We start from the raw sequence: 13721 nt of genomic DNA on the forward strand, positions 1-13721 counted from the left end.
TAGCTTACCTTTGGCGCTTATTTGTCACTTTACATTAAAAACAGAAATGACGGCGATCCTGATATTCTTTTGTGTGCACTGGTTCTTTTCCTTGTTCTTCCACACATTCTATTTACACAGGTATGCATCCCACCAGATGTATACTACCAGCAAATTCTGGGAACGTTTCTTTTACTTTAGTACCTGGTTTTTCCAGGGTTCATCATACCTGATTCCAAGAGCTTATGGCGTTATGCACCGCATGCACCATGAATTCAGTGATACCGAAAAAGATCCGCATTCTCCACACTTCTTCAAAGACGTTTGGGGTATGATGGTGCAAACCCGCAAAATCTACAATGGTTTTGTAATGCGTACCAACGAAGTAGATCCTAAATTCCTGGCTGAGCCATTACCAGAATGGGATGCCATGGATAAATTCGGCGACAGCAATATTACCCGTTTCCTCTGGATGGCTGCCTACGTAGCATTTTACGTAGTATTTGTACCGGCAGGCATGTGGTATCTGTATTTATTGTTACCTATTCACTTCCTGATGGGGCCTGTACAGGGTGCTATCGTTAACTGGTGTGGTCATAAATATGGCTATCAGAACTTCGATAACAGTGATCATTCCAGGAATACTTCTCCATGGGGTATTATCCTGATGGGAGAGCTGTTCCAGAATAATCACCACAAGTTTAAAGACAGTCCTAATTTCGCTAAGAAATGGTATGAACTGGATCCCAGCTACCAGGTGATGAAATTGTTGAACTTTGTAGGTATCATTAAGCTGAAACCAGCCATGATAACCCCTGCACAGTTGAAGAACGCGAAAGCGGCATAAGTACACCGTACAATCAATCTGTTACAATAAAAGAAAGTGCCTTACCGTAATGGTGAGGCATTTTTTTGGGGAGCAGAAAGCAAAAAGCAGAAAGCATAAAGCTATTACAGCGAATGATTAAAGCGTAAGATTAATATCCGCTTCGATCATTCGCTGTAATAGCTTTATGCTTTCTGCTTTTTGCTTTCCGCTATTTAATAGTGGCCAGTAACTTTTTGTTCAGCGTTACGTAGTCATCGTTTTTGGCTGCGGTAGCCAGTTCGATAGATTTCTGTGCAGCTTCTTTCGCTACTTTCACATTTTTGGCTTTTGCGTTGATACGTGCTTTCTGGTACCAAACCCAGAATGCGTCAGGGCTTTGTGTAGCCGCTTCGTTAATCCATTCTACTGCTTTGTTCAGGTCTTTACCATTTTCAAAGTAGTATACTGCTGCCTGGTAATAAGGCTTCTTTTCAGCGGATTGCATGGCATCATTGATCTGCGCTGTGATTTTATCATCGATGTCAGCAGTGATGGTTACAGGTACTTTGGTTTTATCCCAGCTGAGGGCCAGTACCACGGAGTTGGAGCGTACACTTTCAAAGCCGATGGTAAAGCTTTCCTGGGTGAAAGGAGCAGCTACGGGCTTTACTTGTACACGGGCAATATCATTTTCTGGTTTATAGGCAGCAGGGCTGGTAACATCCAGGCTGCTGGTCAGGATAACAGTCCAGGATTGTGCGCCGGGAATAGATAGTAAACCATATTTACCAGCTTTCACTGCTACACCGCCAAATTTCACGTCTTCACCGAAAGTGATGGTAGTAGCGCTGTTAGCACCTGTTCTCCATACTTTGCCATAAGGCACCAGGTCGCCCATGATCACGCGGCCATTTTTCTGCGGACGGGAGTAGCTCAGCTCTATGTTGGATAAAGCAAAGTCTTGTTTAATAGTTTGCGTTGGGCTGGGTGCAGGCATTTTAATGCCCTGTGCCAGGGTGGTGCCGGCATACAGCAGCAGCATAGCGCCTGCTGTGGCAGCAAAGGTTCTGATAGTTCTCATGATTAGGTGGGTATTTAAAATCTATTCTATTAATCCGTTTCGGAATGCGTACAGTACTAATCCAACGCTGTTTTTAACATTGATTTTTTCCAATAATTTTTGACGGATGCCTTCTACAGTACGGGGACTCAGGAAAATCTGTTCAGAGATTTCCTGGGTGGTGAGTTCATTGCAGATGAGTTTCAACACCTCCTGTTCCCGGTCGTTTAATTGTATTTCATTTTTAAGCGTAGGCTTAAATTGCTGTTTGTTTTTGTGTAATACTTTTTTAAGGAGTGCCAGGTTTACATTTTCATTGAAGTAAAAGCCTTTTTCGAAGGTGGTACAGATGGCTTCATATATTTCTTCGGGTTCTGCATTTTTGAGCAGATAGGCGTTGGCGCCGTTTTCCACGAGATGTACAATGAAGTTGTCATCTTCATACATGGTGAGTATGATGACTTTTACATCAGGATATTTCTCTTTTACTTTAATGGTGGCCTCAATGCCGTCCATATTCGGCATTTTAAGATCCATCAGGATAACATCCGGTTGTTGTGTTTCCATGATTTGCAGCAGGTGCAAGCCATCATCTGCTTCAAAGATGAAGCTGATATTTTCATATGGAGTAAGCGTGTTAATCACTCCACTGCGAAAGATCTTATGATCATCCGCAATAGCCACTTTTATGTGTGCCATAGGTGGACAGTTAGAAGATTTGCTATTATTTTATTGAGAATAAATTACTATAAGTCATGCCGTTATAAACACAACCGGACGGCAATTTAGTAATAAAACAACATAAGTATCAACTATTCTGTGTGGGCGCCTGATAATTCTCTACACTAATCGAAGCAATAGTTCCTTGTGGTGTTCTGGGAGTGAAGGTAATATTTCCACCGATAATATTCAGGCGGCTTTCAATATTTTTGAGTCCCAGGCTACCGGTTTTCTTGCGCGAATCGGCCATGGACGTAATCAGGGCACCATTGCCATCGTCTTCCACGTTGATGGTCAACAGGGAAGGAGTTGTCTGGTAAGTGATCAGAATTTCAGTGGCCTGAGCATGTTTCAGGATATTATTCAGCAGCTCCTGCACCACGCGGTATACGTTTAGTGCTTTTTCCCGGTCTACTGTTTGTCCGTTGCCCGCAGTTTTGAAACTGATCTTTACCTGTTTATTTTTGTTCATCAGGTTGCAGAACGAATCCAGTGCATGTGCCAGTCCGAGGTTTTCCAATGCCTGGGGGTGGAGGCTTTGGGAGATAAAACGCAGCTGCTGGATAATAACGTCGGCAAAGTCTTTGGTTTCTTTCAGGCGTTCCGTTTCCCCATTGCCGGTTTTTAGCAAGGGTTGCAGTCCACCGAGGTTAAGCTTTAATACTGAAAGTTGAGCGCCCACCTCGTCGTGGAGGTCTTCGGCAATACGTTTGCGTTCCTGTTCCTGGCCCTGGAGTACAGCGATGAGGCGTTCCCGTTGGAGTTGCAGGTCTTTATCGCGGATGACAAGCTTATGCTGTATTACCTGTTTCTGTTGCAACATCACCAATAGGATCACTGTTATCCCGAGCATTAACATTACTGTAGTGCCAATTACAATAATATCAACTGTCTGCATATCTCAATTTTTTAAGTTTTGACAGCCCAATATACAGAAGAATCATGGCTATAATACCAACAACATTGTTGATAGTTAAAACAGTTGAAATTAAAGTTCCTCTCGGGTCGTGTGAAAAAATTTTCTGTAATAAGTTATAGCTGATATTGAACAGAAATACGGTGCAATAGAATAGAAAGATACCGGCATTGTACCAAAAAGAAGGCAGGGTATCAATATAAATCGATTTTTCAACAAGTTCTTTATCTGTAAGCAGTTGCCAGAAAAAGATGCCTCCATAAATAAGAATCACGATGGATCTTACTCCGGCAGAGATAGAATTGTAATTATACACGCCTTCTATCACAAAAAGATCAATAGCAAAAACAGCCGCCACCACAATGGGCATTACATTAATAATACGCCGAATTGCCTGGCTTTTGATACAACTGCTATAAAATAGGGATAGGATGATAAATTGAACAAAGTACATTAATTTAAAGAACAGCATATTATTGTGGAAGATCATGCCTAATAAATCTGATCCTACAGCAAACACGATACTGCTAATTACATAGTAAAATATCCGTCGCGATGGACGGTCCAGCAGTTTATAGTTCAAAATGAAGGGGATCAAAATTAAAACCTCGATCCCCATCATGGAATAATAACTGCACCAGAATAATTTATCCACGAGATTTCTTTATTATTATGGTCTTTTTCCTGAACAATACTGTGGACAAGGAACACCATCGTCAAGTATTAATGCCTTCATTGTTTTGGCAACTGCACCGGTAGGTGATGGCGCTGCTTCAACGGGGAGGATATCATCACCTTCTTCGTTCACCGCAACTAACACCATTTTCTTTTCTTTTATTCCATCACCATCAGTGTCAATGTGAATACCATAGTAAATTCTAAGCGCAGTAGCCCCGGGCTGATCCAATAATTCCAATATCTTATCCTTACCAAAACACATGGCCTTAACATGAGGCTCCAGAGATTTCTGGTTAGCATGTTCTGCATCATGATTACCTGTAAGTTCATTCATTCTCTCGAGTGAAATGAAACCGCCTGTATCTGAAGAGATAGGTCTTTTGTAAGAATCGCTCATAGTGGTTAAGTTTTAGTTTTGGGTAAAATTATCATAATTTATCACATATACAAAAGCGGTCCCGTAGTGGTTTTGACATGTATAAGTATCACTAAATTGGCAATAACTCAATGTACTGCTGCATTTAGCCGGGTTTATGTAGCGCCTGAAAATGAAGGGATTAAGTACTCCTAACGGAAAAATGCGTATTTATACGCATGCTTTCCGGAGTGCCTGTATTGGCCTGATGTAGAACTTAACAGTTACCTCGCCTTATCATGTATGGTCGTCGCGCGCCTTTTTTCATACCTTGGTGAAAGGAGTGTTTTAGGGAGATGACCAACGCTTCGTTTTGCTCCCCGCGGCAACTATCTTCCAAATCCCTCATAACCCTTTATCAATCAACGTCGCCCCGTATTTTTTATCCAGGTGACCGTAGTTATACGTATTCCTTTTTTTCAGTTTTTAAACGCTTGACTGCTCCTCTAAAGTTGTTAATCTTTGTATGGTCAACGGCTTAGTAGTCTATTGTCCTCAGAAAAGTTGAATAATAAATTGGCCTTTCTACCTTGTTTGTCGTTTGGATTAGTATATGCAGAATCATTTCATCGGGTGATGCTCGTTAACCCCTTTTTTTTTCTTAAAAAAATAAAATTATGAGTTACCTATTAATCGGAAACATCTCTGCACTAATTTGTAATGATTGCATTGAGCCTTTAGCCAACGCACGCATTCGTATTTACCTGCCGGACATACAGCAACGGGCAGCCTACCAGGCATCTGGTATTTTTAATGACATGAAACCCTTATCAGCCAAAGAGGTGCTCATGAAAGCAGACCGGCTGCTGGCGGAAGCCACGTTGGATGATAAAGGTAATTTCCATCTTAGCTGGGAGGAAGTACATCTTTTCACAGAGCCACTGGAGTTGGATCTGTGCCTGGACCAGTTACCCGGTAAAAACGGTAGCCGCCAGTCCCGCAATTTCCATCTCAGCAATGTGGTGTTGCACTGGAAACGTAACAGTAATGGCTATGTGGGTGCATATGCATATGTAATCCCGGCCTCTTCCTGGCATAATATATATGCCAATGCCGGTGCCTGGGTAATAACAGGTGTGGTAAAGCCTTACCTGGGTGCAGCAGGCCAGCCTCATCTGAAAATAGAGGCCTACAATGCCCTCAGCGGACAAATGATCGGGCACGCCAACACCAATGAAGAAGGGCGTTATTTCCTGCATTTCTCCCGTCAGCACCTGGCCAGTGGGGTGATGCATACGATGATACCAGGCCGGAAAAACCTGGGACCCGATGTCTATTTCAAAGTTTACAAAAACGGACAAATGCTCTGGGCAGAAGACGAGAGAATGTCGCAGGCCCGGGACCGCCGGGATCTGGGACCCTGCAGCAATGTCAATATTATTTATAAACCCTCCAAGGTGAGAAGAGCTTCCAGCCAGATTGGTAGTTGGTTAAGCGACATGATCACCCTTACGGGCCCACGAAAAAAGAAGAGTGATAAATATCGTTTGCTAACCCATTATAGCTTATTGTAAAAGTGAATTGAAAGTTCGGAGATTTTGTATTGTTTGTATATCCCTTCGTTAGTTTATATGTTCAGAGAGGTTGACCCACTTAAAAGGCAGAATACAGCTATCTTTCCCCGGATAGCTGTTTCTTTTTTTACTCCCTGTTAAAATCTTGGATGGAAGCGTTGGAGGGTATCTCTTAAATATTCCCGGTCCAGGTGGGTGTAAATTTCCGTGGTGGTAATACTTTCATGTCCCAGCATTTCCTGCACAGCCCGGAGGTCAGCGCCGCCTTCTACCAGGTGAGTCGCAAATGAATGCCGGAAGGTGTGTGGCGATACATTCTTATGGATTCCTGCCTTTTTGGTCAGTTCCTTGATGACCAGGAAAATCATCACCCGGCTCAGGGCGCCGCCGCGGCGGTTCAGGAACAGGGTGTCTTCCTGCCCGTATTTAACGGGCAGCTCTATACGAACATTTCTCCGGTAAATATCTATTTGCCGCATGGCGTCTTTGCCGATGGGTACCATTCTTTCCTTGTTGCCTTTACCTATTACGCGGATAAACCCAACGTCCATATGTAGCTGGGTGATTTGGAGGTTGATGACCTCACTCACGCGCAGTCCGCAGCTATACATGGTTTCCAGGATGGCTTTGTTGCGGTGTCCTTCGGCAGTATCCAGTGGTATCTGGGCAATGATTTGTTCTATCTCTTCAAACGTGAGTACATCTGGCAGCTTGCGCAATACTTTGGGAGCTTCCAGTAGTTGGGTAGGGTCTTCCTGGGCCATGTCTTCCAGCAGGAGGAACTTGTAAAATGCTTTCAGGCCGGAAATGGTACGGGCCTGGGAGGTGGCGGTCATACCCAGTTGGGCAATCCATTGTACACAACCCTGTAGTTCTTCCAGGGTCACATCCTGGGGACGGAGTTGCTCTTTACCTACCGACATGAGGTATTGTTCCAGCTTTTCTACGTCCCGCAAATAGGCTTCAATGGAGTGGTCAGACATAGACCGCTCTAATCTTAAATACCCTTTAAACAACTTCCGGAATGATTGCCACATAGAGGAGCAAGTTAGAAAGATTTAGGGGAAACAACGTCAACGGCTATCTGAAATGGTAATATTTCATCAGTATTTTTGAAGTAAAAAGAGGAGAGGAAGTTTTATTTAAAGTGTCACTACTGATAAATGCACGTATATAATTGATAATGAGTTTGTTAAAAGGTGTAAAAATTAGCTGTTTTTGTATTGAAAAAACTGTTTTCAGGGGCTTATTTCGCGATCACATTTTTATTAAAAATCATGTGTTTACGACTATTTGGCAGGTAGCATTGTTTGTTGAATAGATTGCTTTGAGTAAATCATTTCAAATATATATAAATCAATTAGTTAAATAAAAAATGGCTGACGTTTTTAAGCGTCAGCCATTTTTTCATCAGTGAATGATGTCAGACTAGAATTTTTCCAGACCGCTGAAGAAGAAGTTACTTTCGATAGCAGCGTTCTCATCAGAATCAGAACCGTGAACTGCGTTACGGCCAATAGACTCTGCATATTTTTTACGGATGGTACCTTCTTCTGCATTAGCAGGGTTGGTAGCACCAATCAGTTTGCGAAAATCTTCAACGGCGTTGTCTTTTTCCAGGATAGCTGCTACGATGTGGCCGCTGCTCATGAATTCTACCAGTTCACCGTAAAATGGTCTTTCCGCATGTACTGCATAAAACTCACCCGCTTTAGCAGTAGATAACTGCGTCATTTTCATGGCTACGATGCGGAAACCTGCAGCGTTGATCATGTTTAAAATGCCGCCAATGTGCCCGTTTGCTACTGCATCAGGCTTGATCATAGTAAATGTTCTGTTGCTCATATAATGTTTAATTCCGAATTACAGATTAGGCCGCAAAAGTAATTACATTTTCTTTAGTGGTAAAAAATTTTGAAATTCTGGCTCAAATAAAGATCTTCGCACTTCGTTTTCTGTTTCAACCACTTGTTGTGATTGGAAATCAACTCTTAACATTACAGTTTTTTAATGAAGCCGATCGAGGAAATTAAGTCTTTGCTGGAAAGCCCTAAGAAAGTCGTGATCACAATGCATCAGAAGCCAGATGCAGATGCCATGGGGTCTTCCTTAGCAATGTATCACTATTTAGTGCAGAAAGGACACCAGGTAACTGTAATCTCACCTACCAACTTCCCTGATTTTCTGAAGTGGATGCCAGCGGCAGATCTCGTAATTGACTACGAATCCTCCATGGACCGCGCCATAGAAGCACTGAAAGGTATTGACCTCCTGTTTTGCCTGGATTTCAATGCCCTCTACCGCACCAAAAACCTGGCGCCCCACCTGGAAAAACTGGAATGTATCAAAATTCTGATAGATCATCACCTGGAGCCACATCCCAATTTCGATTATGGAGTGAGCGATACCAGTGCGAGCTCTACCGCCCAATTAGTTTATGAAACTATATATAAATTGGGAGATGAGCAGTATATTAACCTCGATATTGCACAATGCATCTATGCCGGTACCGTGACCGATACAGGTTCCTTCCGCTTTGCATCTACTTCCGCTGCTGTACACCGTATGGTGGCCGATCTGATGGATAGAGGACTGCGCCATGAGGTCATCCACCAGGCGATCTACGATAATTTCCTGGAAAACCGCCTGCGCTTCCTCGGACACAGTCTGCTGAACCGCATGGAGGTATTCTATGAATATAATACGGCGATGCTGGCCATTCCTTATTCAGACCTGAAAAGGTTCGACCTGCAAACCGGAGATACCGAAGGACTGGTAAACTTCCTCCTGTCTATTCAAGGCATCAAAATGGCTGCCCTGATCATCGACAGAAACTCGGAAGTGAAGTTGTCATTCCGTTCCAAAGGCGATTTTGATGTGAACACTTTCGCCCGCAAATATTTCGACGGCGGTGGACACTTCAACGCATCGGGTGGTCGCAGCGTGGACTCACTGGAAAAAACCGTTGACCGGTTCATTAAGGCCGTTGAGGAAAACGAAGACCTGTTACAATAAACTGTATATAAAGTATTTCAACCTACTAATACAATCAAATGAAAAAAAACAATCAGTTATTAGTTGCAACTGCAGCTTTAGGCTTACTGGTAGCCAGCTGTGGTACTGGTGTTAAAAAAACACCGGGCGGTATTGAGTATATCGTTCACAAATCCGGCAGCGGTCCACAACTGAAATTGGGTGATACCGCCCTTCTGAACGTAACTCAGCGGATCAATGACTCCCTGCTGGGTGAATCGCGTAAAATGGTTGGAGCTCCTATTCCAGTGTTAGTGGCTAAGCCGCAGAACAAGTATGACCTGATGGAAGGTATCGCCCTTCTGCACGAAGGTGATAGCGCTACTTTCGTTATTCCGTGGGATTCATTACCTGCTCAGGAACGCCCTCCATTTGGTAAAAAAGGAGATAAGCTGAAAATTACTTTCGCTGTAGAAGCTAAATACTCCGCTGCAGGTCAGAAAGAAAAAGATGAAAAGCTCATCAAAGAATACCTGGAAAAAAACAAAATCAACGCTACTAAAAACGCTGCTGGCGTATACGTAGCGGTTACCCAGGAAGGTACCGGTAATGTGCCTAACGCTGGCGATACTGTATATGTACACTACACTGGTAAACTGCTCAGCGGTAAAGTATTTGATTCCAGCCAGGATTCAACTATGCGCCCCGGTATGCCTTTAGAACCAATCAAATTCCCTATTGGTCGCGGTTTCGTTATCAGAGGTTGGGATGCTGGTTTAGCCGGCCTGAAAAAAGGTTCCAAAGCTACCCTGGTTATTCCGTCTGTATTAGCTTATGGTTTACAAGGTAGCCCTCCGGTTATTCCTGGTAACTCTGTCCTGGTATTTGACGTACAAATGGTAGATATTAAAGCTGGTGGCCCTGAAGTTGCTCCTCCTGCTGCACTTCCGGTTCCAGGCAAGAAATAATAAAACAGCTGTTGGCTTTTAGCAGTTAGCTATTAGCAAATAGCGGAGATAAAAAGAAAGGAGACCAGGTATTATACCTGGTCTCCTTTCTTTTTATAATAATAAAAATTTAAGCTACAGATCTCCGCTGCATTTACTAATAGTGGTTATAAAAATCTATGCTACAGATCTCCGCTGCATTTACTAATAGCAGTTATAAAAATCTACGCTACAGATCTCCGCTGCATTTACTAATAGCAGTTATAAAAATCTACACTACAGATCTCCGCTGCATTTACTAATAGCGGTTATAAAAATCTATGCTACAGATCTCCGCTGCATTTACTAATAGCGGTTATAAAAATCTACGCTACAGATCTCCGCTGCATTTACTAATAGCAGTTATAAAAATCTACGCTACAGATCTCCGCTGCATTTACTAATAGCGGTTATAAAAATCTACGCTACAGATCTCCGCTGCATTTACTAATAGCAGTTATAAAAATCTACGCTACAGATCTCCGCTGCATTTACTAATAGCAGTTATAAAAAATCTACACTACAGATCTCCGCTGCATTTACTAATAGCAGTTATAAAAATCTACACTACAGATCTCCGCTGCATTTACTAATAGCTAACTGCTAAAAGCCAATAGCTATTCCTCACGCATATCCGTCGATCAATACTTCGTATAACTTTACTTTCAGGTCTTCTAACGATACATCCTGGGTAAGTACCCCATCCATCGCATAGGAAACGGTTCCCCGTTCTTCTGATACAATAATCGCCAGGTTATCACTATGTTCTGTAATCCCTACTGCAGAACGATGGCGTAAACCAATACGGGTAGGAAGATTGGGATTTTCAGATACCGGCAATATCACTTTCGCTGCCAGGATCTTATTACCTACAATAATTAAAGCACCATCATGTAATGGGCTGTGTTTCTCGAAAATACTCTCTATCAGCTTGGCGCTTACATTTCCATCAATAGGAATGCTGGAAGCAGAATCGAACTTCAACCGGTAGGTAGTGGCAATAACGATCAATGCGCCGGTAGAAGTACTCTGCATCCGGCTCACCGCTACAATCAATTCATTAATAATATTTTCTTCTTCTTTATAACTCTTAAACTTATCAGGCAGGAACAATTTGGTCAGAAAGCTATCCTTACTCAAAGGTGTTTTCTTACCTAATACCAACAGGAACTTCCGTATCTCCGGTTGAAAAATGATAATAATGGCAATGATACCTACATTGATAAAATTTTGTAAGATGCTGGTCAGGATAGGCATCTGTAACGCCCGGACCAGGAAATACGCGGCATATACCATTAACAACCCAACGAAAATATTGAAAGCAAGACTACCTTTTAATAAACGATATAATTGAATGATTAAAAAAACAACAATCAGCAGGTCCAAAATATTCAGCCAGCGAAACTCAACTCCATAAAATTGTATTACGTCCTTCATAGTTGTAAAAATAGCAAGATTTAATTAGCCTTTCATTTTCTCCATAATCCTTACTGCTTCAACAGCAGCTCTAACATCATGTACCCTTAATATATGTGTGCCCTGTTGCAGGGCAATAGTATTCAATACGGTGGTGCCATTCAATGCCTCTACGGGCGTAATATCCAGCAACTTATAAATCATTGACTTCCGGGAAATGCCCGTCAGCACAGGTACGTTCAGTATATCTTTAAGCAGGTGCAGATTTTTCAGCAATGCATAATTGTGTTCCAGTGTTTTTCCAAAGCCAAAGCCCGGATCAGCAATGAAGTCTTTGATACCCGCAGCCCGTGCTGCCGCCAGTTTTTGTTTCAGGTAATCGAGTACCTCGCCGACTACATCCTCATAGTGTGGCCGCTGCTGCATAGTAGCAGGCTTTCCCTGCATGTGCATGGCAATATAAGGTGCCTGTAGTCGTCCCACCACCGGGATCATCTGTTCATCCATGTCGCCCGCACTTACGTCATTGATAATAGCGGCGCCGGCATGGACAGCTTTCTCTGCTACTGCGGCGTACCAGGTGTCTATAGAAATGATGGCAGTTGGATAGCGGTTCAATATAGCATGAATAGCTGGTAATAAACGGTGTAATTCTTCATCAGGACCAATTACATCTGCACCGGGCCGCGTGCTTTGGGCGCCCAGATCGAGGATAGCAGCGCCTTCTTCCAGGTGTTGCTTCGCTTTTTCTACTACCTGGTGCAGTTCGTGCATGCGGTTACCTTCATAGAAAGAATCGGTGGTAACATTGATAATCCCCATCACAACAGGCGTAGCAAGTGATAATAATTGCCCTCTGCAATTAATAGCAGGAGCAGGTAATGTATGGATATGGTCTGGTTTCATTTGACGATATTAAGCAGTTAGCATGCAGGCGTTGTACCTGATTCTCATATAGTTCTGGCCTTTTACCCGAAATTCTTTATTTTGCCTGCAAATCTATGAAGTTAAATCAATCATTTTCGAATTTAGGAATTTAGTGCTTTAATCCGGCAACTGATTTGACGGCTGCCGCGCTGAGTTTCACGTTCATCATTTTTAAAGAAGGCTAAATCGGGATTGTCCTTATCTTCACAGATTACAATTAACCATTAAACTATTTTATGAAGATTATCCTGAACCTGTTGCGTATAATCGTTGGGGTGTTGTTCATTTTCTCTGGTCTTATCAAGGCCAATGATCCATTGGGCCTGAGTTATAAGATGGAGGAATTTTTCGAGGTATTACACCTGACCTTTCTTTCTCCCTATTCCCTGGCATATTCAATATTAATGAATTGCTTTGAAATTGTTGCCGGTGTTGCACTGCTGGTAGGATACCGTATGCGTATTTTCTCCGTACTGCTGTTGCTGCTCATTATATTTTTTACCTTCCTCACCGGATACGCACTGTTCAGTGGTACCATCCGCGAATGCGGCTGCTTCGGCGACTGTATCAAACTAACAGCAGTAGAAACCTTCTGGAAAGATGTGGCCCTGTTGGTAATGATCCTCGTCATTTTTATCTGTCGTAAACAAATAGCACCGCTGAAGGGCGCTGGTATTGGGGTGCTGCTGGCAACGATCTTGTCTCTCGGCATCCAACGCTATACTTTACAGCACCTTCCGGTTTTTGACTGCCTGCCTTATAAAGTGGGTAATAATATTCCCGAGAAGATGAAGTTGCCTCCAGGCGCTACGCCAGACGTGTATGAAATGGTGTTTATTTATGAAAAAGATGGACAGAAGAAAGAATTTACTGCCGACAACTATCCATGGTCAGACAGCACCTGGAAGTTTGTAGACCGTAAAGATAAACTCGTGAAGAAAGGGAATGCCGAACCTGCTATTAAAGATTTCATTCTCACTGACCTGGATGGGGTAAATCAAACCCAGGCTATTCTTTCAGAAACTAAACCAGTATACCTGTTCCTCGTACAGAACGTACAGAAAGCAGGCGGCGGCTGGGATGAGAAAATGAAAGCCATCCAGAACAAATGGAGAAACCAGGAGGTCGTTATATATGGTGTAACCGCTTCCACTAAAGAAGAAATAGCTGCTTTTAAACAACAGCACGGCCTGGAGTTTCCTTTTGTGCAGATGGATGGAGTGGCCATTAAAACGGCTGGTAGAAGTAATCCTTGCCTGATCCTGCTGGATAAAGGCACTATCAAAGGGAAGTGGCACTACAACGATATTCCGTAACAGCTTTTAGGTG

14 protein-coding genes are annotated in these 13721 nt (G+C 42.9%); 5 read left to right on the forward strand and 9 right to left on the reverse strand.

The genetic code is table 11. The features are described 5' to 3' along the window. The first annotated feature begins 46 nt into the window (after positions 1–46). Positions 47–826 (forward strand): fatty acid desaturase, encoded by a 780-nt coding sequence (locus AC5ZC7_RS12455; RefSeq protein WP_496161631.1) that lies wholly within the window; start codon positions 47–49, stop codon positions 824–826. Positions 827–1016: 190 nt separating this feature from the next. Here AC5ZC7_RS12455 and AC5ZC7_RS12460 read toward each other — a convergent pair whose 3' ends face one another. The 5 genes from AC5ZC7_RS12460 to AC5ZC7_RS12480 all read right to left on the reverse strand — a co-directional run bounded on the left by AC5ZC7_RS12460 (position 1017) and on the right by AC5ZC7_RS12480 (position 4558). Continuing rightward, complete coding sequence (locus AC5ZC7_RS12460; protein WP_496161632.1) at positions 1017–1868, reverse strand: DUF2911 domain-containing protein; 852 nt, start codon at positions 1866–1868, stop codon at positions 1017–1019. Between the two features lie 21 nt (positions 1869–1889). Continuing rightward, the gene (locus tag AC5ZC7_RS12465) at positions 1890–2546 is read right to left on the reverse strand and encodes a response regulator (RefSeq protein WP_496161633.1); all 657 of its coding nucleotides are present in this window, start codon (positions 2544–2546) and stop codon (positions 1890–1892) included. Positions 2547–2655: 109 nt separating this feature from the next. Next, positions 2656–3465, reverse strand: coding sequence for a histidine kinase (locus AC5ZC7_RS12470; RefSeq protein ID WP_496161634.1), 810 nt, complete (start codon positions 3463–3465; stop codon positions 2656–2658). After that, a complete protein-coding gene (locus AC5ZC7_RS12475; RefSeq protein WP_496161635.1) occupies positions 3452–4138 on the reverse strand; it encodes a hypothetical protein in 687 nt (228 codons plus the stop codon). Before AC5ZC7_RS12475 ends, AC5ZC7_RS12470 begins: the two co-directional genes overlap by 14 nt. A 15-nt stretch (positions 4139–4153) precedes the next feature. Next, complete coding sequence (locus AC5ZC7_RS12480) at positions 4154–4558, reverse strand: hypothetical protein (protein ID WP_496161636.1); 405 nt, start codon at positions 4556–4558, stop codon at positions 4154–4156. Positions 4559–5193: 635 nt separating this feature from the next. Here AC5ZC7_RS12480 and AC5ZC7_RS12485 point away from each other — a divergent pair. Continuing rightward, positions 5194–6090, forward strand: a complete 897-nt coding sequence (locus AC5ZC7_RS12485) for a hypothetical protein (RefSeq protein ID WP_496161637.1) — start codon at positions 5194–5196, stop codon at positions 6088–6090. 137 nt (positions 6091–6227) lie between these two features. Here the strand turns inward: AC5ZC7_RS12485 and xerD are convergent, their stop codons facing one another. Together xerD and AC5ZC7_RS12495 are read right to left on the reverse strand one after the other, a co-directional pair. Next, positions 6228–7127, reverse strand: coding sequence for a site-specific tyrosine recombinase XerD (xerD, locus tag AC5ZC7_RS12490; protein ID WP_496161638.1), 900 nt, complete (start codon positions 7125–7127; stop codon positions 6228–6230). Positions 7128–7518: 391 nt separating this feature from the next. Next, the gene (locus AC5ZC7_RS12495) at positions 7519–7935 is read right to left on the reverse strand and encodes a nucleoside-diphosphate kinase (RefSeq protein WP_496161639.1); all 417 of its coding nucleotides are present in this window, start codon (positions 7933–7935) and stop codon (positions 7519–7521) included. 165 nt (positions 7936–8100) lie between these two features. On the opposite strand from AC5ZC7_RS12495, the gene AC5ZC7_RS12500 reads away from it, so the two are divergent. Further along, the gene (locus AC5ZC7_RS12500) at positions 8101–9105 is read left to right on the forward strand and encodes a DHH family phosphoesterase (protein WP_496161640.1); all 1005 of its coding nucleotides are present in this window, start codon (positions 8101–8103) and stop codon (positions 9103–9105) included. Between the two features lie 38 nt (positions 9106–9143). Next, positions 9144–10031, forward strand: a complete 888-nt coding sequence (locus AC5ZC7_RS12505; protein WP_496161641.1) for an FKBP-type peptidyl-prolyl cis-trans isomerase — start codon at positions 9144–9146, stop codon at positions 10029–10031. A 642-nt stretch (positions 10032–10673) separates the two neighbouring features. Here the strand turns inward: AC5ZC7_RS12505 and AC5ZC7_RS12510 are convergent. Beyond that, positions 10674–11486 carry a diadenylate cyclase gene (locus AC5ZC7_RS12510; RefSeq protein WP_477078520.1) on the reverse strand — a complete coding sequence of 271 codons (813 nt, stop codon included), beginning with the start codon at positions 11484–11486 and terminating at the stop codon, positions 10674–10676. Between the two features lie 24 nt (positions 11487–11510). After that, positions 11511–12371 (reverse strand): dihydropteroate synthase, encoded by an 861-nt coding sequence (folP, locus tag AC5ZC7_RS12515; protein WP_496161642.1) that lies wholly within the window; start codon positions 12369–12371, stop codon positions 11511–11513. 257 nt (positions 12372–12628) lie between these two features. On the opposite strand from folP, the gene AC5ZC7_RS12520 reads away from it, so the two are divergent. Next, positions 12629–13708 carry a BT_3928 family protein gene (locus tag AC5ZC7_RS12520; protein WP_496161643.1) on the forward strand — a complete coding sequence of 360 codons (1080 nt, stop codon included), beginning with the start codon at positions 12629–12631 and terminating at the stop codon, positions 13706–13708. Positions 13709–13721: the final 13 nt, after the last annotated feature.

The sequence above is a fragment of the Chitinophaga sp. 9-1-y genome, from assembly GCF_059511905.2.

What these genes read in the sequence shown, in the direction of transcription:
- AC5ZC7_RS12510 (WP_477078520.1), bottom strand. Translation starts at nt 11,486, where the DNA reads ATGAAGGACGTAATACAATTTTATGGAGTTGAGTTTCGCTGGCTGAAT.
- folP (WP_496161642.1), bottom strand. Translation starts at nt 12,371, where the DNA reads ATGAAACCAGACCATATCCATACATTACCTGCTCCTGCTATTAATTGC.
- AC5ZC7_RS12460 (WP_496161632.1), bottom strand. Translation starts at nt 1,868, where the DNA reads ATGAGAACTATCAGAACCTTTGCTGCCACAGCAGGCGCTATGCTGCTG.
- AC5ZC7_RS12520 (WP_496161643.1), top strand. Translation starts at nt 12,629, where the DNA reads ATGAAGATTATCCTGAACCTGTTGCGTATAATCGTTGGGGTGTTGTTC.
- AC5ZC7_RS12465 (WP_496161633.1), bottom strand. Translation starts at nt 2,546, where the DNA reads ATGGCACACATAAAAGTGGCTATTGCGGATGATCATAAGATCTTTCGC.
- AC5ZC7_RS12485 (WP_496161637.1), top strand. Translation starts at nt 5,194, where the DNA reads ATGAGTTACCTATTAATCGGAAACATCTCTGCACTAATTTGTAATGAT.
- AC5ZC7_RS12505 (WP_496161641.1), top strand. Translation starts at nt 9,144, where the DNA reads ATGAAAAAAAACAATCAGTTATTAGTTGCAACTGCAGCTTTAGGCTTA.
- AC5ZC7_RS12500 (WP_496161640.1), top strand. Translation starts at nt 8,101, where the DNA reads ATGAAGCCGATCGAGGAAATTAAGTCTTTGCTGGAAAGCCCTAAGAAA.
- xerD (WP_496161638.1), bottom strand. Translation starts at nt 7,127, where the DNA reads ATGTGGCAATCATTCCGGAAGTTGTTTAAAGGGTATTTAAGATTAGAG.
- AC5ZC7_RS12470 (WP_496161634.1), bottom strand. Translation starts at nt 3,465, where the DNA reads ATGCAGACAGTTGATATTATTGTAATTGGCACTACAGTAATGTTAATG.
- AC5ZC7_RS12455 (WP_496161631.1), top strand. Translation starts at nt 47, where the DNA reads ATGACGGCGATCCTGATATTCTTTTGTGTGCACTGGTTCTTTTCCTTG.
- AC5ZC7_RS12480 (WP_496161636.1), bottom strand. Translation starts at nt 4,558, where the DNA reads ATGAGCGATTCTTACAAAAGACCTATCTCTTCAGATACAGGCGGTTTC.
- AC5ZC7_RS12495 (WP_496161639.1), bottom strand. Translation starts at nt 7,935, where the DNA reads ATGAGCAACAGAACATTTACTATGATCAAGCCTGATGCAGTAGCAAAC.